Below are 23,849 nucleotides of genomic sequence, written 5' to 3' on the forward strand. Positions count from 1 at the left end.
GCCCCGGCAATCCGTACGGGCTGAGAGCATAGGGGCCGGTCGGGTACGGCAGGTGGCCCGACGGCAGGACCACGGACAGGGGAGGGACGGATGCGCGAGCACGCGGCGGTGCCGGCACCGAAGACACAGGACGCGTCCGCCACCACCACCGCGGCGCCGGCCGGCGCGGTACGGCGCACCGGTCCGCTCGTCACCCTCCTCCTGGGCGGCCTCACCGCGACGACCCCGCTCGCGATGGACATGTACCTGCCCTCCCTGCCGGAGGTCACCCGCTCGCTGCACGCCCCCGCCGTCACCGTCCAGCTCACCCTCACCGCCTGCATGGCCGGGCTCGCGCTCGGGCAGCTGGTCGTGGGCCCGATGAGCGACCGCTGGGGCCGTCGGCGCCCGCTGCTGGCCGGTCTCGGCGTCTACCTCCTCGCGACCGCCCTGTGCGCCCTCGCGCCGGACGTCGGGACACTGACCGCCTTCCGCCTCGTCCAAGGCCTGTCCGGCGCGGCCGGAGTCGTCATCGCGCGCGCCGTCGTACGCGACCTCTACGACGGCGTCGCCATGGCCCGGTTCTTCTCCACCCTGATGCTGATATCGGGGGCCGCCCCGATCGTGGCGCCGCTGATCGGCGGGCAGATCCTCCGGGTGACCGACTGGCGGGGCGTGTTCGCCGTCCTCACGGTCGTCGGCGCCGTCCTCACCGCGGTCGTCTGGCTGCGGCTGCCCGAGACCCTGCCGCCGGCCGAGCGGCACGCCGGCGGGGTGGGGGAGGCCCTGCGCTCGATGCGCGGCCTGCTCGCCGACCTGCCCTTCACCGGCTACATGCTGGCCGGCGGTTTCGCCTTCGCCGCGCTGTTCGCCTACGTCAGCGCATCCCCTTTCGTCATCCAGGACATCTACGGCGCCTCCCCGCAGACGTTCAGCCTGCTGTTCGGCCTCAACTCGGTCGGCCTGGTGGCCGCCGGGCAGATCAACGGCAAGCTGCTGGTCGGCCGGGTCGCCCTGGAGAAGGTGCTGGCCTGCGGCCTCACCGTGATCGTGCTCGCCGCGACCGCCCTGCTGCTGATGTCCACCGGCGCCCTCGGCGACACGGGCCTCGCCCCGCTCGCCGCCGCGCTCTTCGTCCTCATGTCCGCCATGGGCCTCACGCTCCCCAACGCCCAGTCCCTCGCCCTGCTGCGCACGCGGCACGCGGCCGGCTCCGCCTCCGCGCTGCTCGGCACCTCCTCCTTCCTCGTCGGCGCGGTCGCCTCACCGCTCGTCGGCGTCGCCGGGGAGCACACCGCCGTCCCCATGGCGGTGGTCCAACTGGCGGGAGCACTGGTCGCGGTGGCCTGCTTCGTGGGAATGTGCCGTCCCTGGGATGCGCGTGGGAACACACGTGCGGGCTCGGAGGGAGACGAGAACTGAGCGCACCGAGACTGCGCGCCGACACACCGGAACGGGCCGGGCTCGACCCCGAGGAACTCGGGCACCTGGTCGGCGAGCTGCACGCCCTCACCGCCGGAGACCGCCCCTGGGCGGCCGGCGCCGTCGTGCTGGCCGGGCGCGGCCCCGTGATCGCCGTGGCCGAGGCCGCGGGCTGGGCCGTCCGCCACCGCGCCTACGACCCCGAGACCGACACCGGTGTCGAACTGCCGCTCGCCGCCCGGGTCCCGGCGACCGTCGGCACACCCTTCGACCTGGCCTCCCTCACCAAACTGTTCACCTCCGTCGCCGCCGTGCAGCAGATCGAGCGCGGCACCCTCGGCATGGACGCCCGGGTCGGCGACTACCTGCCCGACTTCCACGCCGCGGCCGCGCATCGCGTCACTGTGCGGCAGCTGCTCACCCACACCTCCGGGCTGCGCCCCGAACTGCCGTTGTACGACTGCCCGGACGACGCCGGCCGGCTCGCCCTGCTGCGCGCCGAGCACCCGACGGGCCGGCCGGGCCGGTATCTGTACTCCGACCTGAACATGCTCCTGCTCCAGGCCGTGCTGGAGCGCATCACCGGCCGCGGTCTCGACGTCCTCGTCCGGGACGGCATCACCCGGCCGCTCGGCATGACGTCCACGACGTTCGGACCCTGCCCCGGCGCGGCCGCCACCGAGGACCAGCGGCGACCGTGGGCGAAGGCGGACCGCGGCATGCTGCGGGGCGTGGTGCACGACGAGAACGCCTGGGCGCTGGGCGGCGTCGCCGGGCATGCCGGGCTCTTCTCCACCGCCCGCGACCTGGCGGTCTTCTGCCGCGCCCTGCTCACGGGCGGCTCCTACGGCCCCGCCCGCATCCTCGGCCCCGACTTCGTCGAGCTCCTGCTCACCCCGCCGGGTCTGGGCTTCGCCGTCGACCAGTCGTGGTTCATGGGCGAACTGGCGGGCCACGGAGCGGCGGGCCACACGGGCTTCACGGGCACGTCCCTCGTCCTCGACCCGAGGACGGACACGTTCCTGGTCCTGCTGGCCAACACGGTCCACCCGAGACGCCGACCGACGGACAGCGCACCGCGGGCAGCCCTGGCGACGCGTCTGGCAAGGGCGGTGATCTGAGGGACACCCCCAGAACCCATCCGCCCGGAACCGAGCGGTGCTCGCTGCCGAGCCCGTCCCGGAGCTCGCTGCGATCCTCCCCGTCGCCGAGACCGTCGGGTCCCCGTCCCGGCCCCCGAGCCAGTCCGGAACCTGCCCCGGATCCGTCCCCGACCGCGTCCCGGATCCAGCCCCTGAGCCTGTCCGGAACCCGCCCCTGGATCCGTGCCCGAGCCCGTTCCGGATCCCGCCTCCGAGCCTGTCCCGGGGCTCGTCGCGGAGTCCGTCCCCGAGCTCGCCGCGGTGCTCGCTGCCGAGCCCGTCCGGATCCGTCCCGGAGCCCGCCCCGGGCCCTTCCGGTTCCCGTCCCGGCCCCCCGGGCCCTTCCGGAACCCGTCCCTGAGCCCGACCCCGGACCCGTCCCCGAGCCCGTCCCGGATCCGCCCCGGAACCCGCCCCGGAATCCGCCTTAGAATCTCCGGGTGAACGACCCCGTATCCCCGGCCGAAGCCCTGCGCAGGACTCTCGCCGGGCTGCTCGACGGACTTCCGCCCAGGCAAGCGGCGGGGGCGGTCGACAGGCTGATCGCCAACTACCGCGGCGCCACCCCCACCCACGCCCCCATCCTCCGCGACCGTGCCGACGTGGTCGCGTACGCCGCCTACCGCATGCCCGCCACCTTCGAGGCCGTCCGCTCGGCGCTGGAGGCGTTCGCGGACGCCGTACCCGACTGGACGCCCGGCAGCCATGTGGACGTCGGTGGCGGCACCGGCGCCGCCACCTGGGCCGTCGGCGCGACCTGGCCCGGCGAGCGCGCCGTCACCGTGCTGGACTGGGCCGAGCCCGCGCTCGCCCTCGGCCGGGAGATCGCCGACGCCCACCCGGCCCTGCGCGGGGCCCGCTGGCAGCGCGCCCGGATCGGCGCCGACCTCACCCTGGACGACACCGATCTCGTCACGGTGTCGTACGTCCTCAACGAGCTCTCCGAGCCCGACCGCGCCGCCCTCGTCGATGCCGCCGCGGCCGCCGCGCGGGCCGTGGTGATCGTGGAGGCCGGCACCCCGGCCGGCTACGCCCGTGTCATCGAGGCCCGCGACCGCCTGATCCGGGCCGGCCTGCACGTCGTCGCCCCCTGCCCGCACAGTGCCGCCTGCCCCATCGAGCCCGGCAGGGACTGGTGTCACTTCTCCGCCCGGGTGAGCCGTTCCTCCCTGCACCGGCAGGTCAAGGGCGGCACCCTGCCGTACGAGGACGAGAAGTTCTCCTACGTCGCAGCCACCCGCCTGCCCGCCGAGCCGGCCGCCTCCCGTGTGATCCGGCGCCCGCAGATCCGCAAGGGCCAAGTGCTCCTCGACCTGTGCGAGGCGGACGAACGGCTGACCCGTACGACGGTCACCAAACGCCACGGCCACCTGTACAAGGCGGCCCGGGACGCCGACTGGGGAGATGCGTGGCCGCCCGTGTAGCCGTCGTGGCTTGTCAGCGTCCCCCATGGTCAAGAAGCCGGCCCCCGACGCCTCCCGCCGCAGCGAGAAGTCCCGCAGAGCGATCTACGCCGCCGCCCTCGCCCTGGTCGGCTAGGTGGGCTATCCGAAGACCACCGTCGAGGGGATCGCCGCGCGAGCCGGCGTCGGCAAGCAGACGATCTACCGCTGGTGGTCCTCCAAGGCGGACGTCCTGCTGGAGGCCTTCCTCGACCTCGGCGCGCGGACGGCCCGGGAAGCGGGGCAGGAACCGTACACCGTCCCCGACACCGGAGACCTCGCCGCCGACCTCAAGGCGGTGCTCCGGGCCACCGTGGACGAACTCCTCGACCCGCGCTTCGAGCCGGCGGCGCGTGCGCTGGCCGCCGAAGGCGTCGTCGACGAGCAGGTGGGCCGCGAGTTCGTCTCGACGTTGCTCGAACCCCAGCTCCAGCTCTACGTCTCCCGGCTGCGCTCGGCACAGCAGGGTGGGGCGGTACGGGGAGACATCGACCCCCGCATCGCCCTGGAACTGTTCGTCTCGCCGCTTGCGCAGCGGTGGCTGCAGCGGACCGGGCCGATCTCGTACGACTACACGGACACCCTCGTCGACTACGCGCTGTACGGAATCGCACCCCGTTGACGCGCCGCCCCGCCCACCCGTGGCTGTGGGTCTTCCGTCTCCGGCGGGCCCCCCGAAGCGCATGAAGATGGGACGATAAGGCACACTGTCCGCACACCAGCGAGGCGAGGGGATAGATGAGCGCGACGTTCGGCGGCCGGTCCGGTCGGCAGGGCAGGCTCTCCCAGTGGCTGCGGGGACGCCGTCCGAAGGAGGCTGCCGACGACGGCGGCCGCGAGTCCCTGCTGCTCGCCGCCGCCGCGGCGGGTCTGCCGCTCGCCCCCGCCGCGCACCCCGCGCCCGGCTACCGCTGTTCCTGCGACCGCGTCGGCTGTCCCACCCCGGCCCGGCACCCGGTGTCGTTCGCCTGGCAGACCCAGTCCACCACCGACCGCGCCCAGATCGAGCGCTGGGCCCGGCACCAGCCGCAGGCCAACTTCATCACCGCCACCGGCATGGTCCACGACGTGCTCGACGTGCCGCTGCAAGCCGGGCGGGAGGCCCTGGAGCGGCTGCTCGGCTCCGGGATCGAGGTGGGGCCCGTCGCCGAGAGCGACGACGGCCGCATGCTGTTCTTCACCCTCACCCGCGGCACCCCCGAGGACGAGGACGAGTGGTGGCCGTGCGAGCTGGACTGCCACCCCGAGACCATGGACGAGCACCCCGGCCTGCGCTGGCACTGCCGGGGGTCGTACGTGCTGGTGCCGCCCGCCCGGCTGCCCGGCGACGACCAGCGGGTGCGCTGGGCGCGCGGGCCTGAGCACGCCTTGCCGGACCCGCTGACCCTGCTGGAGGCGTTGACCGACGCGTGCGCCCGCTGTGCCGACACGGGCACCGCCTGGCCGCTTCGGCATCAGTAGAAACTGCCGGGGGTTTCAGGACCCCTGCGCCGACGTCAGACCCGGTACCCGGCCCACTATCGCCACCCGGCCGACGCCCGGTGGGTCCAGGGCGGCCTCGGCGGAGATGAACTCCATCGTCAGGGACTGTTTGACCTCGCCCTTGGTGAGCGCCTGCACGTCCTTGCCCTGCGGCGGCACGGTGGTGCCGGGGGCGGCGGTCTGCTTCTCGTAGTGGTGCGTGGTGAAGAACACCAGCGCCCCGCCGCCGACCGTACGCAGCGCCAGCGGAGCGTAGTCCCCGCCCGTCAGCGGCCGGTCGATGAACTGCGTGACCAGGCCCGGCTTGCGCGCCCGCGCGGCCCGGTCGGTGCGCTCGCGGCTGGTGTACAGCCCTTCGGTGAAGGTCTGCGTGCCCTTCTTCAGATAGGTGGCGTAGTCCTCGCTCAACTTCCCGGGCGCGACAGCAAGTTGACGGGATTCGGCGGGCACGGTTTCGGCCCGGCCGTCCTCGCCGGTCTCGAACTCCGGTACGCGGCCGGGGGCGACGAGGGTGACGTACGCCACCCGCCAGTGCTCGCCGAGGTCGTTGCGGGTGAACACCATCAGCCAGCGCTGGTCGCCGGTCTTGTTGGCCCGGGCGTCGGCGAGGAACCAGCGCGGCCAGCCGGCCTTCTCGGGGATCGTGATCTTCACGTCCGTCAGCTTCAGCGGCACGTGGTTGGGGTTGCCCGACGGGTTGTTGGTGTGCCCCGCCTTCAGCCGCGCGGCGGTGATGTCACCGAACGGGCCGGTCAGATAGGGCGCGTCCAGGGAGTTGTCGTAGGCCTTGTCGGCCTTGTTGTACGCGGTGGTGAACGCGGTGACCGCCTTGGCGGCCTCGGCGCGGGTGGCGGCGGGGAGCACCTCGCGCTCCCCGTGCACCACCACGCAGCCGCTCGCCGTCAGCGACAAAGCGGTCAGCGAAGCCGCTACGAGTGCGTTACGGTCACGCCTGCGGAGCCTGCGCGGGCTGCGATCCCTGCTCATCGGGTCCCTTCACCTTCCCCTTTCCGGAGGCGAACCCTACCGGGGCGAGGAAGAGCGCGAGTGCCGGGACCAGGTACAGCAGCCACACCGTGACCTGAAGGACCGTCGGGTCGGGCTGGAAGTTGAACACGCCCTTCAGGAGCGTGCCGTGCCAGCTGTCCGGCGGGACGGTGCCGCTGATGTCGAACGCCAGGTTCGTCAGGCCCGGCAGCCAGTCGGCCTCCTGCAGGTCGTGGAAGCCGTACGCCAGCACACCCGCAGCGACCACCACCAGCATCCCCCCGGTCCAGGTGAAGAACTTGGCCAGGTCGATCCTCAGGGCGCCCCGGTAGAACAGCCAGCCGAGCAGGACGGCGGTGGCGAGGCCGAGGGCGACACCGATCAGCGGGCGCGGGGTGCCGTCGCTGGCCGCGTGCACCGACGCCCACACGAACAGCGCGGTCTCCAGGCCCTCCCGGCCGACGGCCAGGAAGGCGGTGGCGACCAGCGCGCCCGTGCCCATGGCGAGGGCCGCGTCCAGCCTGCCGTGCAGCTGCGACCTCAGGTGCCGTGCGGTGCGCCGCATCCAGAACACCATCCAGGTCACCAGGCCCACCGCGACCACCGACAGCGAGCCGCCGAGCGCCTCCTGCGCCTCGAACGTCAGCTCCTGGGAGCCGAATTCGAGGGCGCAGCCGAACCCCATGGCGATGGCGATCGCGATGCCGATGCCGGTCCAGATCGGCCTCAGGGCGTCCCGGCGGCCGGTCTTGACCAGGTAGGCGATGAGGATGCAGACGACGAGCGACGCCTCCAGACCCTCGCGCAGGCCGATCAGGTAGTTGGAGAACACGGGTTACGCCTCCTCGGAGAACAGCGTGCGGCCCCACCAGTCGTCCGCGTCCCGAACACCGGGCGGTATCGCGAACACCGCCGAACCCACGTGCTGGATGTATTCGTTGAGGGCGTCGTGCGCGGACAGCTTGCGCTGCAGCGGGACGAACCCCTGGCGCACGTCGCGCTGGTAGGCCAGGAAGAACAGGCCGGCGTCCAGACGGCCGAGGCCGTCGGTGCCGTCCGTGAAGGAGTAGCCGCGGCGCAGGATGGTGATCCCGCCGTTGGCGTCCGGGTGCGCGAGCCGTACGTGCGCGGTCGGTTTCATGGCCTTCAGGAACGGCTCGTCGTGCTCCTCGGCCCTGCCGGCCGGGGCGCCCTCGCGCTTGTCCCGGCCGAACACGTCCTCCTGCTCCTGCAGGGAGGTCCGGTCCCAGGTCTCGATGTTCATCCGGATGCGCCGGGCGACGAGGTACGACCCTCCGGTCATCCAGGCGTCCTTCGCGCTTGCGTCCCGCTCGCCGACCCACACGTGCTGCGTCAGCCGGTCCGCCTCGCTGCCCGCGATGTTGCGGGTGCCGTCCTTGAAACCGAAGAGGTTGCGCGGGGTCTGCGCGTCCGGGGTGGTCGAGGAGGTCTTGCCGAAGCCGAGCTGGGACCAGCGCACGGCGACCTTGCCGAAGCCGATGCGGGCGAGGTTGCGGATGGCGTGCACGGCCACCTGCGGGTCGTCCGCGCAGGCCTGGACGCACAGGTCGCCACCGGTGCGGGCCTTGTCCAGGTTGTCGCCGGGGAACGCGGGCAGCTCGACCAGGGCCTCCGGCCGCCTGTCGGCCAGGCCGAACCCGCCGAAGAGCGACGGACCGAACCCTATGGTCAGCGTCAGGCGGGACGGCTTGAGGCCCATCGCCTCGCCGGTGTCGGCCGGCGGGGCCTCGGCGAGCCCGTCGAAGGCGCCCTCGCCGACCGGCTTTCCGGCGGTCATCCGCCGGGCCGCCGCCGTCCAGTCCTTCAGCAGCCGGACGAACTCCTCGCGGTCGTCGGTCTTCACGTCGAACGCGGCGAAGTGCAGCCGGTCCTGCACCGGCGTGGCGATGCCGGCCTGGTGGGCGCCGTGGAACTGCACCGCGCCACCCGCCTCGGCGGCCGCCGGGTCCATGTCGTCACCGGCCCGGGTCACGGCCATGGCTCCGCCGGCCGCGGCGGCGCCGAGCGCGAGCCCGGCACCGCCCCAGCCGATCAGTGCCCGGCGCGACGGAGCGCTGTGGGTGTCGGTCACGGTCACTTCACCACCGCGGCGGCGAGCTTGGACAGCGGCTCGGCGAGTGCGTTCACCGCGTCGGACAGCTCCTTGCGCTGCTCCCCGGTTACCTTGTCGTAGGGGACGAAGTCGTAACCGGTCCTGTCCGAGCGGTACTTGTCGAGCAGCGCGCCCAAAGAGGTGAACTGCTTGTCCAGTTCCGCGGTCAGTGCCCGGTCGTTCCTGGCGGCGATCGGCTTCAGCAGCTCGTACGCCTTCTGGGCGCCCTCCACGTTGCCCTTGAAGTCGACCAGGTCGGTGTGCGCGTAGCGGTCCTCCTCGCCGGTGACCTTGCCGGTGGCGACCTCGTCCAGCAGTTCCTTGGCGCCGTTGGCCATGGAGGTCGGGGTGATCTCGGCCTTGCCGACCCGGCCCTGCCAGTCCCTGAGATCCTTCACCAACCGGTCGGCGAGGGTCTTCTCCGCCGCGCCGATCTTCTTGTCCTGCCAGAGTGCCTTCTCCAGCCGGTGCCAGCCGGTCCACTTCTGGCCGTCCTCCAGGCCGTCCTCGCGGACGTCGACCTCGGGGTCGATGTCGCCGAAGGACTCGGCGACCGGCTCGGTGCGCTCCCAGCCGAGGCGGGAGATCGCGTAGGTCTTCTTCGCGGCGTCCAGGTCGCCGGCCTTGATCGCCTCCACGAAGGTCTCGGCCCGGGGCAGCGTCTCGTCGGCCTGGTCCTGGACGTACCGGCGGTACTCGGCGACGGCCTTGTCGAGCCCGGGGTCGCGTTCTGCGGTGCTGCCGGCGCCGGTCACGGTGAGCTTCTGCCGGACGCCGTGGCCCTTCATGCCCGGGCGGCAGGCGATCTCGTACGAGCCGGCCTTCACCTCGGCGGTCAGCGTGTACCTGGTGCCCGGCCCGATGTTCTCCTTCTCGGAGACGATCCGGTCGTCCGGGAACAGGATTTCGACCTCGGTGGCCCGGGAGCCCTTGTTCTGTATCTCGAGCCTGACGTGGCCGGCCGGCACGGAGGTGCTGGAGGTGGCGCACGTGGAGTCGGCCGCGGTGACCCGGATGGCCTCGCCCTCCTTGGCATCGCTCTTCGCGGTGCAGGCCGTGAGGCCGGTCAGAGCGGCCACGGTGGTGGCGGCGGTGACGGTCAGTCGGACGGCTCGCATGCGGGCTCCCGCGCATCTGGTGTGGTGAGGCTTGCCTAACTTACCGGAGTCTTACCTCCCTCATACCCTCCGGGGTCGTGATTCAGATCTCAAACGCCTTCGCGGGACACTGAAAAGGGCCTCCTGCCGGCCTATCGGGAGCAGCCCTCGCCCGCTGTCCCGCGCAGCGGCCCGCACCTGCTCCTGACCGCTCCCCGGCGGCGCCCCCGCCGGGGACGCGTTCGCGGCCGCCGCGATGTTTCAATTCCCCCGTGACTGACTACGACGTACTCCGCGTCTTCTGCGGACCGAACGGCGGCTACGGCAACGAACTCGGTGTCGTGCGCGACGGCTCGGTGCTGCCCGAGCGGAGCGACCGGCAGGAGCTGGCGGCCAAACTCGGCTTCAGCGAGACCGTGTTCGTGGACGACCCCGAGCGCGGCGTGATCGACATCTACACCCCCACCCTCCGCCTGCCCTTCGCCGGTCACCCCTGCGTCGGCACCGCCTGGCTGCTCGACGTGCCCGAGCTGGTCACGCCCGCCGGGGTGGTGGGCGCCCGGCTGGACGGCGAGTTCAGCTGGATCGAGGCCCGGGCGGAGTGGGCCCCGCCGCGCACCCTGCGCCAGTACGGCACCGCCGCCGAGGTCGACGCCCTCGACGTGCCGCCGCCGGGGGAGTGGGTCTACGCGTGGGCCTGGGAGGACGAGGCGGCCGGCCGGATCCGCGCCCGCGCCTTCCCCGGCCGGAACGACGGCATCGACGAGGACGAGGCCACCGGGGCGGCCGCCCTCCTCCTCACCGACCGGCTGGGCCGTGCGCTGAACATCACCCAGGGCCAGGGCTCCCAGATCCTGACCGCACCCCAGCCGCACGGATGGGTGGAGGTCGGCGGGCGGGTGTTCCTGGAGCGCTAGTGCTGCGGCCGGAAGGGTTCACCGGCTCGCGACGCCCGGCACGGCACCTCGCCGCGTTCTCGCCTCACCCTGGTACATCCCGTACGCGGGCGATGCTCCGCCTTGCGATGCTCCCCCGCTGCCTGAAGGGCGTGGGAGGTGCCCTCGGCACCGGACGCCGCGAGCTTTCCGGCACACCTTCCCGGGCGCAGCACTAGGCGCTCAACGGGAACTCGTCCCCCAGGGCCCGGAAGACGCCCGTGTTGAGGGCGAACGCGAGCTTGCACTCGGCCACGATCCGCTGCCTCTCCAGCTCGTCCGCCCGTATCCCGTCCAGCAGTTCCCGGTAACTCCGCTTGAACGCGGCCGGATTGGTGACGCCCTCGAAGACGTAGAAGCGCACCCCGTCGCCCTTCTTCGCGAAGCCCCAGGTCTTCTCCGCCCGGTCGCGGATGATCTGGCCGCCGGACAGGTCGCCCAGATAGCGGGTGTAGTGGTGGGCGACGTAACCGCTGGGCCGGCGCTCGGCGCACTCGCGGATCCGGTCCGCGTACGCCCTGGTGGCCGGCAGGGCGGACAGGCCCGCCCGCCAGTCCGGCCCCCGCAGATGCGCCAGGTCCCGCTCCAGCGCGGCCAGCCTGAACAGCTCGGGCCGGATGAACGGTCCCGCCACCGGGTCCGACGTCAGCCGCTCGGCGCCGCTCTCCAGTGCCTCGTACACGAACCACAACTGCTCCGTGTAGCGGGCGTAGGCGGCCACGCCCAGCCGGCCGCCGAGCAGGCCGGTCATGAACGACGACGTCTCCGCCGCCCTGTGCTGCTCGTGGGACGCGGTGCGGATCACGGCCGAGAACGACTGCATGGACACTCCTCATGTGCCGACGCCCTGTCGGTAAGTTTACCGACAGGGCGTCGGTAAAACATCCGGAGCACGAAGAAGGCCCGCCCTCCGAGGAGAGCGGGCCGAGGTCCCGGGCGGCGTCAGGGCAGGGTGAGGATCTCCGCACCCGTCTCGGTGACCACCAGCGTGTGCTCGAACTGGGCCGTCCGCCTGCGGTCCTTCGTCACGACCGTCCAGCCGTCGTCCCACATGTCGTACTCGTGGGTGCCCAGCGTCAGCATCGGCTCGATCGTGAACGTCATGCCCGGCTGCATGACCGTCGTCGCGTGCGGGCTGTCGTAGTGCGGGATGATCAGACCCGAGTGGAACGAGGAGCTGATGCCGTGGCCGGTGAAGTCGCGGACGACCCCGTAGCCGAACCGCTTGGCGTACGACTCGATGACCCGGCCGATGACGTTGATCTGCCGGCCCGGCCTGACCGCCTTGATCGCACGGTTCAGGGACTCCCGGGTCCGCTCCACCAGCAGCCGGGACTCCTCGTCCACGTCCCCGACCAGGTAGGTGGCGTTGTTGTCGCCGTGCACCCCGCCGATGTACGCCGTCACGTCCAGGTTGACGATGTCGCCGTCCCGCAGGACCGTCGAGTCCGGGATGCCGTGGCAGATGACCTCGTTGACCGAGGTGCACAGCGACTTCGGGAAGCCGCGGTAGCCGAGCGTGGAGGGGTAGGCGCCGTGGTCGCACATGTACGTGTGGGCGACCTTGTCCAGCTGGTCCGTGGTGACGCCCGGCGCGATGATCTTCGCGGCCTCCTCCATCGCCTGCGCGGCGATACGGCCGGCGATCCGCATCGCCTCGATGGTCTCCGGTGTCTGCACCTCCGGCCCGGTGTACGGCGCCGGCGCGGGCTTGCCGACGTACTCGGGGCGGCGGATGTTTCCGGGGACCGGACGGGTGGGGGACAGCTCCCCTGGTACGAGCAGCGACTGGCCAGACATGCCAGTGAGTCTATCGAGCGGACATGGGGGAACATGTCCGTGGCGAGAGGAGCTGGTCATGCCCCTGTTCAAGAAGCGCACCGTCGGCAAGCCGGGCGAGTGGTATTACTGCCTGGAGCACAAGAAGGTCGAGGAGGGCCCGGACTGCCCGGGCAAGGACCGGTTCGGGCCGTACGCCTCCCCGCAGGAGGCCCGGCGCGCGATGGAGACCGCCGCCGAGCGCAACCTCGAGTGGGAGAACGACCCGCGCTGGCATGACGCGCCTGCGGCGGGCCCGGCCGACGAGGAGTGATCACGCCTCGGTGGGTACGGGGGCGGCGCGCCGCTCGCGCATGCGTACCGCGTGCTCGTTGGTGCGGGCGTCGTACCTCATGAGCCCCGGCAGGCACAGCGCGAGCAGCCCCATGGCGCCCGCGCACGCAAGCCCGCCGGAGACGACGGAGGACCGTACGCCCGCCCAGGCCGCCATGCCGCCGGCCCGGACCTGGGCGAGCTGCGGGCCGACCGAGTAGGACAGCAGCTCGATCCCGGCGAGCCGGCCGCGCAGCTCGTCCGGGATCGTCTGGTTCCACATCGCGGCCCGGAAGACCCCGCTGACCATGTCGAAGCCGCCGCCGACGGTCAGGAAGACCAGAACCAGCCATACGTTCCCGCACACACCGGCGGCCGCGACCGCGAGGCCCCAGCCCGTCGCCGACAGCAGCACCATCAGCCCGTGCCGGTGGATCCGGGACGCCCAGCCGCTGGTCAGGCTCACCAGCATGGCCCCGGCCGGGAGGGTGGCGTACATCAAGCCGAGCGCCCAGTCGGCGTGCAGTTCGTCCGCGAGGAACGGCAGCACCGCGAGCGGCATGGCCAGGAACATCGCCGCGAGGTCGACGACATAGGTGCCGAGGAGTTCCTTGCGGCTCCAGGCGTACCGGGCGCCTTCGAGAATGGCGTGCACGGAGGGCTTCGACGCCTCGTGGGAGGCGGGGGAGGGGGCGATCCGGACGATGTACGCCAGCGAGACGGCGAAGGTCAGCAGGTCGGCGGCGTACGCCCAGGCGAGGCCCGCGTAGGCGACGACCACGCCCGCGAGGGCCGGTCCCGTGACTCCGCCGACGGTCCACCGCAGGGAGTTCAAAGAGGCCGCGGCGGGCATGTCGTCGTGGGCGACGATCCGGGGCCACAGGGAGTCGAGCGCCGGACGCTGGACGGAGACCAGGGCGGAGGAGAGGGCGGCGACGGCGTACAGCGGCCAGACGGTGGGCTGCGGGGCCAGGGCGTTGAGCAGCAGGACGGCACTCAGCACCCCCTGCCCGGCCTCCGTCCACACGATGAGCTTCCGCTTGTCGAGCGCGTCGGCGAGGGCGCCGCCGTACAGGCCGCACACGATGAGGGGCAGCAGCTCCACGGCGCCGACAGCGCCGACGGCTGCCGCCGAGCCGGTGAGGTCCTTCAGCTGGACGGGCAGGGCGACGAAGGCGAGGAAGCTGCCGAAGTTGCTGATCAGCCCCGACTTCCAGAGCCGGCGAAAGTCTGCGGAGGTCTTCCAGGGGGCGAGGTCGGGGAGGAGGGCGCGGATCACTCCAGGCATGCTGGGCGGCCCGGCACCACAGGGCAACCGCTTTTCTCCACGCCGCCCGGGGCCCCGCCGCAGCCCCCGATTCCCACCCGCCGACCCGTCCCGGCCGGCTGGAGGGCGCCCCTAAAACCTGGCTGCCGCGCGGCAGACCCGACGGCTCTGTCTTCCGCTCACCCCGGGCTCTGTCTCGTCCGCTCGCCGGGCTCTGTCTCGCGCTCGCCCGAGGTCTGTCTCGTCCGCTTGCGCTCCGCCTCTCGTACGCCTCGAGGTCTGTTTCGCCCGCGCTCCGGGCTCCGTCTGGCTCCCGCCCGGCCTGCGGTGGGGCTCCCTCGGTCTCGGTGCGTGCCTCCGCTGGGCGGTTCAGCGTCCAGCCGGCCGGGGCGGGTGGGTGGGCGAACTCACCAGGGGGCCGGCGGCGGTGCCGTCAGGGCTTCCGCCAGTCTTGCCAGCCTGTCCCGGAATCCCCGCCGAACCCTCGGAGAGCCACCGTTCTCGCCGGCCGCCGCGCTGACCAGGTGCTGGACGGTGTCCAGGTCCAGCTCCGCCCCGTCGGGCACGGCCAGCGTGTCATGGGCCATGGCCGCGAGGTCGCCGTCACCCGGCCCGAGGGCCAGTACCGTCGCCCCGGCCCGCCGGGCCGAGTGGACGCGCTCCAGCAGCGGCGCGGGCTCCGAGGGAGCCACGACCAGCAGGGTCTCACCGCGTCGCGCCGCCTCGAGCCGGCCCGGTCCCACGGCGAGGTGAGGCGGGTCGGACGGCCGCGCGTGCTGCCGTACCAGGGTCGGCGCCAGTTCCGGTGTCCCGGACCACGCGGCCTCGTCCACCAGATGCGCCGCCAGGTGCCACGGCTCGTACTCCGGCGTGCCCACCAGCAGCAGCCCGCCCCCGTGCGCGACCACCGAACCGCGCAGCACCCCCGCGAATCTCCGGGTGGCCCCCAACCACTCGGTCCCGGCGAGCACTTCCCGCAGCAACGCGACCCGTACGGCGTCCATGCCGCCGCATCCTGCCGCAACCGGTCACTCGTGACGCGGAGTTCACCCGGAATTCGCCCGCTCTGGGGACATGCACCGGTCGCCGCACGCACACCGGCCCCCGTGCCCTACTGCCGTCCCCGTCGCCGTCCCGTCCCCCTGCGACCCCGAGGAGCCGCCCGATGGCCGACGTCACCGTCCCCTTCCGCGCCGGAGACGAGGGCTACGCCGCCTTCCGCATCCCGGCCGTCGTCGCCACCGGGACCGGCACGCTGCTCGCCTTCTGCGAGGGCCGTGTCGACTCCGCCGCCGACCACGGCCACATCGACATCGTGCTGAAGCGGTCCACGGACGGCGGCCGCACCTGGGCGCCGCTCCAGGTCGCCGCGAGCAACGGCGACGACCTCGCCGGAAACCCCGCCCCCGTCGTCCTCGACACCGGCCGCGTCCTGCTCGTGCACATCCGGGCCGCCGCCACCGCCACCGAGGCCGCCATCCTGCGCGGCCAGGTCGACGACGCCGACGGGCGGCGGGTGTGGGTGCAGCACAGTGACGACGACGGGGTGAGCTGGTCCGCGCCGCGGGAGATCACCGCGCAGGTGAAGCGGCCCGGCTGGCGCTGGTACGCCACCACCCCCGGGCACGCCCTCCAGCTGAGCACCGGCCGGGTCCTCGTCCCCGCCAACCACACCCTGCCGCCCACCGGCACGGACACCGGCGCCGAACCGCGTTACAACAGCGGGCACTGCCTGCTGAGCTACGACCGGGGAGAGTCCTGGCACCTCGGGTACCTCGACGAGAACACCGACGGGTACGTCAACGTGAACGAGACCACCGCCGCCGAACTCCCCGACGGGCGGATCTACTTCAACACGCGCAACGACTCACCGGCACCCGGCAACCGCGCCGACGCCCACTCGGAGGACGGCGGCAGAACGCTCCTCACCCCCTTCCGGCCGCAAGCCGGGCTGACCGCGCCCGTCTGCCAGGCCTCCGTCCTCCAGCTCCGGGACCCCGACCTGCTGCTGTACTCCGGCCCGGCCGACCCCGCCCGCCGCGCGCGGATGACGATCCGCGCCTCCACCGACGGCGGCACCACCTGGCGCCCGGCGTTCACCGTCGACGGGCTGCCCGCCGCCTACTGCGACCTGGTCCGCGTCGACCGGGACACCGTGGGACTCCTCTACGAGACCGGGGACTGCGGCGCCTACGAGACCATCACCTTCCGCCGGCTGCCCGTGCGCCGCCTCGCGTGAGCATGCTCCTCCCGCCACGGACGTAGGCTCGCCCCATGACCTCTACCGACAGCGCACAGACCCCTGCCAAGGCCCCTGCCAAGGACCCCTGGGACCTGCCCGACGTCTCCGGGTACGTCGTCGGCGTGCTCGGCGGCACCGGACCGCAGGGCAAGGGCCTCGCCCACCGGCTCGCCCGGGCCGGCCAGAAGGTGATCATCGGCTCCCGGGCCGCCGAGCGTGCCCGGGTCGCCGCGGAGGAGCTCGGCCACGGCGTCGAGGGTGCCGACAACTCCGAGACCGCGCGCCGCAGCGACATCGTGATCGTCGCCGTGCCGTGGGACGGCCACGGCGACACGCTGAAGGCCCTGCGCGAGGAACTGGCCGGCAAGCTCGTCGTGGACTGTGTCAACCCGCTCGGCTTCGACAAGAAGGGCGCCTACGCCCTCAGGCCCGACGAGGGCAGCGCCGCCGAGCAGGCCGCCGCGCTGCTGCCGGACTCCCGGGTCACCGCCGCCTTCCACCACCTGTCGGCCGTGCTGCTCCAGGACCCTGAGATCGAGCAGATCGACACCGATGTGATGGTCCTGGGCGAGGAGCGGGCCGACGTGGAGATCGTGCAGGCGCTGGCCGGGCGCATCCCCGGCATGCGCGGTGTCTTCGCCGGGCGGCTGCGCAACGCCCACCAGGTCGAATCGCTCGTCGCGAACCTGATCTCCGTCAACCGCCGCTACAAGGCACACGCCGGGCTCCGCGTCACGGACGTGTGAGGCCATGGGGGACACTGGTCGGCGAAGCAGTTCCGAGCAGTGTCCCCGACAGGAGCCTCCCGCAATGCCCGCCTTGCCCCCGCCCGCCCGGACCCGGCGACTCGCCCTCTACACCCTCGTCGTCTGCGTCCTTTCCGTGGCCGCCGCCGTCGTCTCCTTCCTCCAGGGCAGCTGGCTGGGGATCGTCTGGGTGCTGCTGGCGGGCCTGACGTCCAACATGACCTGGTACTACGTCAAGCGCGGCCGGAGCGCCGGGCAGGGCAAGTCCCTCACGGGCTGACCTGGCAGATCTCGGGAGTGCCCTGCCAGAAGCGGTACAGCTCCTGGCCGCAGTAGCGCGGGAAGTCACCCACGCCCAGGTCGCGCAGCAGCGCGTCGACCAGGTCGAAGAAGACGTTGTTCACCGACGGCACCCACAGCAGCGCGAACACGAACAGCAGGCCGAACTGCGCGAACGGCTCCACCTGGCGCTTCACCCGGTACGACAGCCAGGGCTCGACGACGCCGTAGCCGTCCAGGCCCGGCACCGGCAGGAAGTTCAGGATCGCGGCCGTCACCTGCAGCAGGGCCAGGAACGCCAGCGCGTACTGGAAGCCGGTGGGCACGCCGTCCAGCGCGTGCAGCCAGAAAGGTGCCGTGCACACGGCGGCGAACAGCACGTTCGTCAGGGGGCCCGCCGCCGAGACCAGGCTGTGCCGCCAGCGGCCCCTGATCCGGCCGCGCTCGATGAACACCGCGCCGCCGGGCAGACCGATCCCGCCCATGATCACGAAGAGCACCGGGAGCACGATGCTCAGCAGCGCGTGGGTGTACTTCAGCGGGTTCAGCGTCAGGTAGCCCTTGGCGCCGACGGTGATGTCGCCGCTGTGCAGGGCCGTACGCGCGTGCGCGTACTCGTGCAGGCACAGGGAGACGATCCAGGCCGCCGTCACGAACAGGAAGACCGCGACGCCCGGCCTCGCCGCGAACCCCGACCAGGTGGCCCAGCCGGTCACCGCCGTCACGGCCAGGATCCCGACGAAGACGGGACTGACCCGGCGCTCGCCGCGGCGGGTGGTGGCGGTGGTCATCGGCGGGCTCCTGTGCGGTGGGGACGGTCGGAAGTGCGACCGTACCGGCCGCGCAGTCGTCGGGGAAACGTCTCGTGCCCACCCCGTGGTTCCTGGACCCTGGAGGGATGCCACGGATGAGGGTGTTCTACGAGGACTGGCAGATGGAATGCTGCGGCACGCCGTTCGCGGTGGGCGACGAGATGGTCTGGAAGCTCGTCCCCCACGCGTCCGGGGCCGTCCGGGACGGCGACGGCCACGGCGCCGAGGCGTGGGTGGAGAACCACGGCGGCCCCGACGAGGAGACCGTCGGCCGCGTGCGCGCCGTCGACCTGGTGCGGCAGGAGTACCTGGCCCGTCACGACCCGCGCCCTGTCGAACCCACCGGCGCGGAACCCGGGACGGTGACCTTCCGGGCGACCGGACGCGCCCTGGAGGCCGTGGCCGGCGCACGGACCCTGGAACCCGCCGACGCCTGCCCGAAGTGGTTCGGCCGGTTCGAGGACGAGGAGCAGCCGCCGCGAGAGGTGCCGTACCGGGTTCGCCGTGCCGTCGGCGCCCTCGTGACCCTGGACGTCCCGGACGGCACGCCGCCGAAACCCGGTGACCACCGCTGACGGCACCGGCGACAATGGTCCCCGTGCGCTATCGGCTGCTCGGCACCACCCAGGTACTCCGCCCCGACGGCACGGCCGTCCCCGTCGGCGGGGCGCGGCTGCGTGCCCTGCTGGGCGTGCTCGCGCTCCGGGCCGGGCGGACCGTGCCCGTGGGCGTGCTCGTCGACGAGGTGTGGGGCGCCGACCCGCCCGCCGACGCCGCCGGGGCGCTCCAGGCTCTGGTCGGCCGGTTGCGCCGTGCCCTCGGCGCGGACGCCGTCGCCTCCGCCGAGGGCGGCTACCGGCTCGCCGCCGCGCCGGACGACGTCGACCTCACTCGTTTCGAGCGGCTGACCGGCGACGGCCTCGCCGCCCTCGCCGACGGCGACCCGGCCAAGGCCGCCGCCGTCCTGGACGACGCGCTCGCCCTGTGGCGCGGCCCCGCGCTCGCGGACCTGCCCGACCACACCGCCGAGGCGGCCCGCTGGGAGACCCGCCGGCTCGACGCGCTGCGCGCCCGGCACACCGCCGCCCTCGCCCTCGGGCACGCCGAACGGTCACTGCCCGAGCTGGCCGCGCTGTGCGACGACCACCCGCTGGACGAGCCGCTGCAGGCGCTGCGGCTGCGCGCCCTGCGCGACGCGGGCCGCCCGGCGCAGGCGCTCGCCGCCTACGAGGACGTACGCCGGCTGCTCGCGGACCGGCTCGGCTCCGACCCGGGCCCCGAACTGCGCGCCCTGCACGCCGTACTGCTCACCGACGAACCCCCGCCCCCGTCCCCGCCGCCCGGACCGCCGGCCCTGGGCAACCTCCCCGCCCGGCTCACCTCCTTCGTCGGGCGGGAGGCCGACATCGAGGCCATCGGCGCCGACCTCGCCGCCGCCCGTCTGGTCACCCTGCTCGGGCCCGGCGGGTCCGGGAAGACCCGGCTGTCCCAGGAGGCCGCCGAGGCGGTACGGCACACCGTCCGGGACGGGGTGTGGCTGGCCGAGCTCGCGCCCGTGGACGACCCCGAGGCCGTGCCGCAGGCCGTGCTCACCGCGATCGGCGCCCGCGACACCGTGCTGCACGGTGCCGGCGCCGAGAGCATCCGCGCGGTCACCGACCGGCACGACGACCCCCTCGAGCGGATCGTGGAGCACTGCGCCCGGCGCCGGATGCTGATCGTCCTGGACAACTGCGAGCACGTCGTCGAGGCCGCCGCGCATCTCACCGAGCGCCTGCTGGCCCGCTGCCCGGAGCTGACCGTCCTCGCCACCAGCCGTGAACCCCTCGGTGTGCCGGGGGAGGTGGTGCGTCCGGTGGAGCCACTGCCCGAGCCGGTCGCGCTGCGACTGCTCGCCGACCGGGGCGTGGCGGCCCGGCCCGGATTCCGGGTCGGGGACGATCCGGAGGCCTGCGCCGAGATCTGCCGGCGGCTCGACGGGCTTCCGCTCGCGATCGAGCTGGCGGCGGCACGCCTGCGGATGCTGTCCCCGCGCCAGATAGCGGACCGGCTCGACGACCGTTTCCGGCTGCTCACCTCCGGCAGCCGCACCGTGCTGCCCCGGCAGCAGACCCTGCGGGCCGTCGTGGACTGGTCCTGGGAGCTGCTCGACGCCGGCGAACGGGACGTCCTCGCCCGGCTGTCCGTCTTCGCCGGCGGCTGCGACCTGACCGCCGCCGAGGCCGTGTGCGGTCCGGCCGCCCTGGACGCGCTCGGCTCGCTGGTCGACAAGTCCCTGGTGGTGGCCGCGCCTTCGGCCGAGGGCGGGATGCGCTACCGGCTGCTGGAGACCGTCGCCGAGTACGCCGGCGAACGGCTCGACGAGGCCGGGCACCGTACCGGGGCCGAGCGCGCCCATCTGACGTACTACCGCGAACTCGCCCGCACCACCGACCCGTTGCTGCGCGGCCCCGAACAGCGCGCCGCCATCGACCGGTTCCAGCTGGAGTACGAGAACCTGCGCACCGCGCTGCGGCACGCCGTCGCCGGCCGCGCCGAGCAGGAGGCGCTGTGCCTGGTGCTGTCCCTGCTGTGGTTCTGGCAGATGCGCGACCAGCGCATCGAGACCCGCACCTGGTGCCAGGAGGTCATGGCGCTCGGCCCGGACCCGTTCGCCGAACCCGTCCGTCGCGCCGAACCGGTGTGGCAGCGCTGCACCGACGCCCCGCCCCCGTACACCGGCGAGATCCTCGTCGAAGCCCGGCGCGGCATCCACCTGGCCCACCTCGCCTGCATGGACACCGAACTGCACTCCTGGCAGACCCCCGAGGCGCAGGCCAAGCTGCGTGCCGTCGCCCGCGTCTACGAGCCCGGTCTGCCGCAGGTCTGCCGCTCGCCCGGCATGCTGTGGTTCTTCGCCGTGATGCTGACCGGTGGCATGGACAGGATGCGGACGGTCATCGACGCCTGTGTGCTCACCTGCCGGGAGACCCCCGGCTTCGAATGGGAGCTGGCCGGCTCCCTGCAGATGCGCGCCAACATCCTCGCCAACCGCACCGCCTGGGCGGGCGACGCCGCCCGGGACGCCGACGAGTCGCTGGAGATCTTCCGCCGCCTCGGCGATGCCTGGGGCACCGCCGAGGCCCTGTCCGCCCGCGGTGAGGCCCATGAACGCCAGGGCGCCCACCGGGAGGCCGCAGCCGACTACCGGGAGGCCATCGAGTGCGCCGAACGCCTCGGCGCCCGTGGGCAGACGGCCGTCCTCCGGGCGCGCCTGGGCAGTGTGCTCATGGACGCGGGGGACCTGGAGCACGGTGAGCGACTGCTCCGGGACGTCATCGCGGCCCAGGACGGCTCCCTCAACGAGGCGATGCCCTTCGCCCGGCTGTTCCTCGCCTGCTGGCTCGGCCTGACCGACCGCACCGCCGAGGCGCGGGAACAGCTGCGCCTGCTGCGGGAGGAGTTCACCATCGCGTACTTCGCCGTCTTCGACTCCATGATCCTCGCCCAGGAGGCCTGGCTGGACGCTCTCGACGGCCGGCCCGAGGACGCCCTGGACCAGGCCACGCGGGCGCTGGACCTCGCCCGCGACCCCCTGGTCCAGGCCATCTCCCCGCACATGGACTCCCTCTGCCTCGGCGTCGCGGCCATGGCTCTCGCCCGCCTCGACGGCGGCGGCCGCGCCGCCGACGCCGCCCGTTGCCTGGGCGCCGCCGACGCCCTGCTGTCGCCCGGCCACATCCCCTCCGGCGTCGAGCGCCGGTGCCACGACATGGTCGAGGAGCGGATCCGGGAGTCCCTGGACGAGCCGGCCTACCGGGCCGCGTACGCCGAGGGCGGTGGCCTCTCCCTCGCGGAGGCCACCGCCCTGGTGTGAGGCGCGGCGAACGTCAGCTCTTCGTGCGGAACTTGTGGATCGCCACCGGCCCCATGACCGCCGTGATGGCCACCGACCAGATGACCGTCACCCACAGGTCGTGCGCCACCGGTCCGCCGACCATCAGACCACGGGCCGCGTCGGCGAGCGTGGACAGCGGGTTGTAGTCGGTGAAGTGCTGCAGCCAGCCCGGCATCGACTTGGTCGGCGCGAAGATCGACGAGCCGAACTGGAGCGGGAACAGCACCAGGAAGCCCATCGCCTGCACGGACTGCGCGTTCTTCAGCACGACGCCGAGGGTCAGGAACACCCACATGATCGAGGAGGCGAACAGCGCGGACAGACCCACGGTCGCGAACAGGCCGCCCCAGCGGTGGATGTGGAAGCCGACCAGCACGGCGACGACCATCAGCACGGCCGTGGCGAACAGCATCCGCGCCAGCTCGACGGCGATCTTCGCGAAGAGCACCGACCCGCGGCCGATCGGGAGCGTCCGGAAGCGGTCCATGACGCCGCTGTTGAAGTCCTGGCTGAACCCGGTGCCGACCCCCTGGGACAGCGTCATGCTCATCATCGCGATCATGCCCGGGATGACGTACTGCACGTACTGCCCCTGGCCGCCGCCGAGCGCCTGCCCGATGGAGCCGCCGAAGACGTACACGAACAGCAGCGTGAAGACGACCGGCATCAGCAGCGCGTCGAACATCGACTCCGGGTCCTGGCGGATCCAGAGCAGGTTGCGGCGGATGAGCGCGCCGGTGTGCCGCAGATGCCCACGCAGCGGGATCCGGGCGTCGGCGGTGGGTACGGCGGTGCTGGTGACGGCGCTCATACGGCGACCTCTTCGCGGGAGTCGGCGGGCGCGGCGTCCTTCGGCGCACCGGCGCGATGGCCGGTGAGCGACAGGAACACCTCGTCCAGGCTGGGCAGTTCGGTGGTGATGGAGGAGATGGTGATGCCGCGCGCGGTGACCGCGCCGACCACGGCCGTCAGCTGCTCGTCGCTGAGGACGGGCACCAGCAGGGTGCCGGACTCGGGGTCCACGGTGGTGGTCGCGAGCCCGGTGATGCCCAGCTCGTCCAGCATCGCGGCGAGCGGGCGCAGCTGCAGCGGATCCACCGGCCGGACCCTCAGGGTGCGCCCGCCGACGCGGGCCTTCAGCTCCTCGATCCCGCCGGTCGCGATGACCTTCCCGCGGTCCACCACGGTCAGCTCCGAGGCGAGCTGCTCGGCCTCCTCCATGTACTGGGTGGTCAGCAGCACGGTGACGCCGTCGCCGACCATCGCCTTCACCTCGTCCCACACCTCGTTGCGGGTGCGGGGGTCGAGCCCGGTGGTCGGCTCGTCGAGATAGAGGACGGCCGGACGGCCGATCATGGACGCGGCGAGATCGAGCCGCCGCCGCATACCGCCGGAGTACGTGCTCGCCGGGCGCCTGGCCGCCTCCGTCAGGGAGAACCGCTCCAGCAGTTCGTCGGCGCGGGCGCGGGCGTCCTTGCGGGACAGATCCAGCAGCCGGCCGATCATGTACAGGTTCTCCCAGCCGGGCAGCTTCTCGTCGACGGAGGCGTACTGCCCGGTGAGCCCTATCACCCGGCGCAGCTGCCGCGGCTGCCGTACGACGTCGTACCCGGCCACGGTGGCCCGGCCGGCGTCCGGGGTGATCAGGGTCGACAGGATCCGTACGAGGGTGGTCTTGCCGGCGCCGTTCGGGCCGAGGACGCCCATCACGGTGCCCTCGCGCACGTCCAGGTCGACACCGTCCAGCGCCTTGGTCTCGCCGTAGTGCTTGACCAGTCCCCGTACCGTCACGGCGTGGCCCCCGCCGACGGGGTTGTCATCGATGCGTGTCATGAGGGAGACAGTGCCAGGGCCCACCGACAGACCACCGACAAGGCACCGACAGCCCGCCTGCACCCCCCGGGGGCGGACCTGCGGGGGCATCGGCGCACCACGG

At 72.9% G+C, this 23,849-nt stretch carries 22 protein-coding genes and 1 pseudogene; 12 read left to right on the forward strand and 11 right to left on the reverse strand.

The window, feature by feature from the left end:
- Positions 1 to 90: 90 nt before the first annotated feature.
- The 5 genes and pseudogenes from ABZ919_RS09840 to ABZ919_RS09860 all read left to right on the forward strand — a co-directional run bounded on the left by ABZ919_RS09840 (position 91) and on the right by ABZ919_RS09860 (position 5,446).
- The gene (locus ABZ919_RS09840) at positions 91 to 1,401 is read left to right on the forward strand and encodes a multidrug effflux MFS transporter (RefSeq protein ID WP_361244814.1); all 1,311 of its coding nucleotides are present in this window, start codon (positions 91 to 93) and stop codon (positions 1,399 to 1,401) included.
- Positions 1,341 to 2,522: a serine hydrolase domain-containing protein gene (locus ABZ919_RS09845; protein WP_361244817.1), complete on the forward strand. Its 1,182-nt coding sequence runs from the start codon at positions 1,341 to 1,343 to the stop codon at positions 2,520 to 2,522. The genes ABZ919_RS09840 and ABZ919_RS09845 overlap by 61 nt, the downstream gene beginning before the upstream one ends.
- 461 nt (positions 2,523 to 2,983) lie before the next feature.
- Positions 2,984 to 3,967, forward strand: a complete 984-nt coding sequence (locus ABZ919_RS09850; protein ID WP_361244819.1) for a small ribosomal subunit Rsm22 family protein — start codon at positions 2,984 to 2,986, stop codon at positions 3,965 to 3,967.
- 25 nt (positions 3,968 to 3,992) lie between these two features.
- A pseudogene (locus tag ABZ919_RS09855) lies at positions 3,993 to 4,607 on the forward strand (TetR/AcrR family transcriptional regulator).
- Positions 4,608 to 4,723: 116 nt separating this feature from the next.
- On the forward strand, positions 4,724 to 5,446 hold the full coding sequence (locus ABZ919_RS09860) for a bifunctional DNA primase/polymerase (protein ID WP_361244821.1): 723 nt from the start codon (positions 4,724 to 4,726) through the stop codon (positions 5,444 to 5,446).
- A 15-nt stretch (positions 5,447 to 5,461) separates the two neighbouring features.
- On the opposite strand, the gene ABZ919_RS09865 is transcribed toward ABZ919_RS09860, so the two are convergent.
- Genes ABZ919_RS09865 through efeO form a run of 4 tightly spaced genes read right to left on the reverse strand, consistent with a single transcriptional unit; the run spans position 5,462 to position 9,685 of the window.
- Complete coding sequence (locus tag ABZ919_RS09865; RefSeq protein ID WP_361244824.1) at positions 5,462 to 6,454, reverse strand: hypothetical protein; 993 nt, start codon at positions 6,452 to 6,454, stop codon at positions 5,462 to 5,464.
- Positions 6,414 to 7,286, reverse strand: coding sequence for an iron uptake transporter permease EfeU (gene efeU, locus ABZ919_RS09870; protein ID WP_361244827.1), 873 nt, complete (start codon positions 7,284 to 7,286; stop codon positions 6,414 to 6,416). The genes ABZ919_RS09865 and efeU overlap by 41 nt, the downstream gene beginning before the upstream one ends.
- A 3-nt stretch (positions 7,287 to 7,289) precedes the next feature.
- Positions 7,290 to 8,552: an iron uptake transporter deferrochelatase/peroxidase subunit gene (gene efeB, locus ABZ919_RS09875; protein ID WP_361244830.1), complete on the reverse strand. Its 1,263-nt coding sequence runs from the start codon at positions 8,550 to 8,552 to the stop codon at positions 7,290 to 7,292.
- Positions 8,549 to 9,685, reverse strand: coding sequence for an iron uptake system protein EfeO (efeO, locus tag ABZ919_RS09880; RefSeq protein ID WP_361244833.1), 1,137 nt, complete (start codon positions 9,683 to 9,685; stop codon positions 8,549 to 8,551). The genes efeB and efeO overlap by 4 nt, the downstream gene beginning before the upstream one ends.
- A gap of 251 nt (positions 9,686 to 9,936) precedes the next feature.
- Between efeO and ABZ919_RS09885 the strand changes: the two genes are divergently transcribed.
- Complete coding sequence (locus ABZ919_RS09885) at positions 9,937 to 10,581, forward strand: PhzF family phenazine biosynthesis protein (protein WP_361244836.1); 645 nt, start codon at positions 9,937 to 9,939, stop codon at positions 10,579 to 10,581.
- A gap of 193 nt (positions 10,582 to 10,774) precedes the next feature.
- On the opposite strand, the gene ABZ919_RS09890 is transcribed toward ABZ919_RS09885, so the two are convergent.
- Both ABZ919_RS09890 and map read right to left on the reverse strand, forming a co-directional pair.
- Entirely contained in the window at positions 10,775 to 11,422 is a 648-nt protein-coding gene (locus ABZ919_RS09890) for a biliverdin-producing heme oxygenase (RefSeq protein ID WP_361244839.1), read from the reverse strand.
- Between the two features lie 119 nt (positions 11,423 to 11,541).
- Positions 11,542 to 12,399 (reverse strand): type I methionyl aminopeptidase, encoded by an 858-nt coding sequence (gene map / locus ABZ919_RS09895; protein WP_361244841.1) that lies wholly within the window; start codon positions 12,397 to 12,399, stop codon positions 11,542 to 11,544.
- A gap of 58 nt (positions 12,400 to 12,457) precedes the next feature.
- Here map and ABZ919_RS09900 point away from each other — a divergent pair, with 58 nt between their 5' ends.
- Entirely contained in the window at positions 12,458 to 12,691 is a 234-nt protein-coding gene (locus ABZ919_RS09900) for a hypothetical protein (protein WP_361244844.1), read from the forward strand.
- Here the strand turns inward: ABZ919_RS09900 and ABZ919_RS09905 are convergent, their stop codons facing one another.
- Together ABZ919_RS09905 and ABZ919_RS09910 are read right to left on the reverse strand one after the other, a co-directional pair.
- Positions 12,692 to 13,978, reverse strand: a complete 1,287-nt coding sequence (locus ABZ919_RS09905; protein WP_361244847.1) for an MFS transporter — start codon at positions 13,976 to 13,978, stop codon at positions 12,692 to 12,694. It lies immediately after the preceding gene.
- 386 nt (positions 13,979 to 14,364) lie between these two features.
- A complete protein-coding gene (locus tag ABZ919_RS09910; protein ID WP_361244850.1) occupies positions 14,365 to 14,961 on the reverse strand; it encodes a hypothetical protein in 597 nt (198 codons plus the stop codon).
- 161 nt (positions 14,962 to 15,122) lie between these two features.
- On the opposite strand from ABZ919_RS09910, the gene ABZ919_RS09915 reads away from it, so the two are divergent.
- Genes ABZ919_RS09915 through ABZ919_RS09925 form a run of 3 tightly spaced genes read left to right on the forward strand, consistent with a single transcriptional unit; the run spans position 15,123 to position 17,225 of the window.
- Positions 15,123 to 16,196 carry a sialidase family protein gene (locus ABZ919_RS09915; protein ID WP_361244852.1) on the forward strand — a complete coding sequence of 358 codons (1,074 nt, stop codon included), beginning with the start codon at positions 15,123 to 15,125 and terminating at the stop codon, positions 16,194 to 16,196.
- A 35-nt stretch (positions 16,197 to 16,231) separates the two neighbouring features.
- Positions 16,232 to 16,945: an NADPH-dependent F420 reductase gene (npdG, locus tag ABZ919_RS09920; protein WP_361244854.1), complete on the forward strand. Its 714-nt coding sequence runs from the start codon at positions 16,232 to 16,234 to the stop codon at positions 16,943 to 16,945.
- A gap of 4 nt (positions 16,946 to 16,949) precedes the next feature.
- A complete protein-coding gene (locus ABZ919_RS09925; RefSeq protein ID WP_361244856.1) occupies positions 16,950 to 17,225 on the forward strand; it encodes a hypothetical protein in 276 nt (91 codons plus the stop codon).
- Here the strand turns inward: ABZ919_RS09925 and ABZ919_RS09930 are convergent.
- A complete protein-coding gene (locus ABZ919_RS09930; protein WP_361244859.1) occupies positions 17,215 to 18,015 on the reverse strand; it encodes a site-2 protease family protein in 801 nt (266 codons plus the stop codon). The genes ABZ919_RS09925 and ABZ919_RS09930 overlap by 11 nt on opposite strands.
- Before the next feature lie 116 nt (positions 18,016 to 18,131).
- Between ABZ919_RS09930 and ABZ919_RS09935 the strand changes: the two genes are divergently transcribed.
- The gene (locus ABZ919_RS09935) at positions 18,132 to 18,611 is read left to right on the forward strand and encodes a DUF6578 domain-containing protein (RefSeq protein ID WP_361244861.1); all 480 of its coding nucleotides are present in this window, start codon (positions 18,132 to 18,134) and stop codon (positions 18,609 to 18,611) included.
- Between the two features lie 14 nt (positions 18,612 to 18,625).
- On the forward strand, positions 18,626 to 21,892 hold the full coding sequence (locus tag ABZ919_RS09940) for a BTAD domain-containing putative transcriptional regulator (protein ID WP_361244863.1): 3,267 nt from the start codon (positions 18,626 to 18,628) through the stop codon (positions 21,890 to 21,892).
- 13 nt (positions 21,893 to 21,905) lie between these two features.
- Here the strand turns inward: ABZ919_RS09940 and ABZ919_RS09945 are convergent, their stop codons facing one another.
- Entirely contained in the window at positions 21,906 to 22,724 is an 819-nt protein-coding gene (locus ABZ919_RS09945) for an ABC transporter permease (protein ID WP_361244866.1), read from the reverse strand.
- Positions 22,721 to 23,746, reverse strand: a complete 1,026-nt coding sequence (locus ABZ919_RS09950; protein ID WP_361244870.1) for an ATP-binding cassette domain-containing protein — start codon at positions 23,744 to 23,746, stop codon at positions 22,721 to 22,723. Before ABZ919_RS09950 ends, ABZ919_RS09945 begins: the two co-directional genes overlap by 4 nt.
- Positions 23,747 to 23,849 lie beyond the last annotated feature (103 nt).

The organism is Streptomyces sp. NPDC046759 (assembly GCF_040645475.1).
GTDB lineage: Bacteria > Actinomycetota > Actinomycetes > Streptomycetales > Streptomycetaceae > Streptomyces.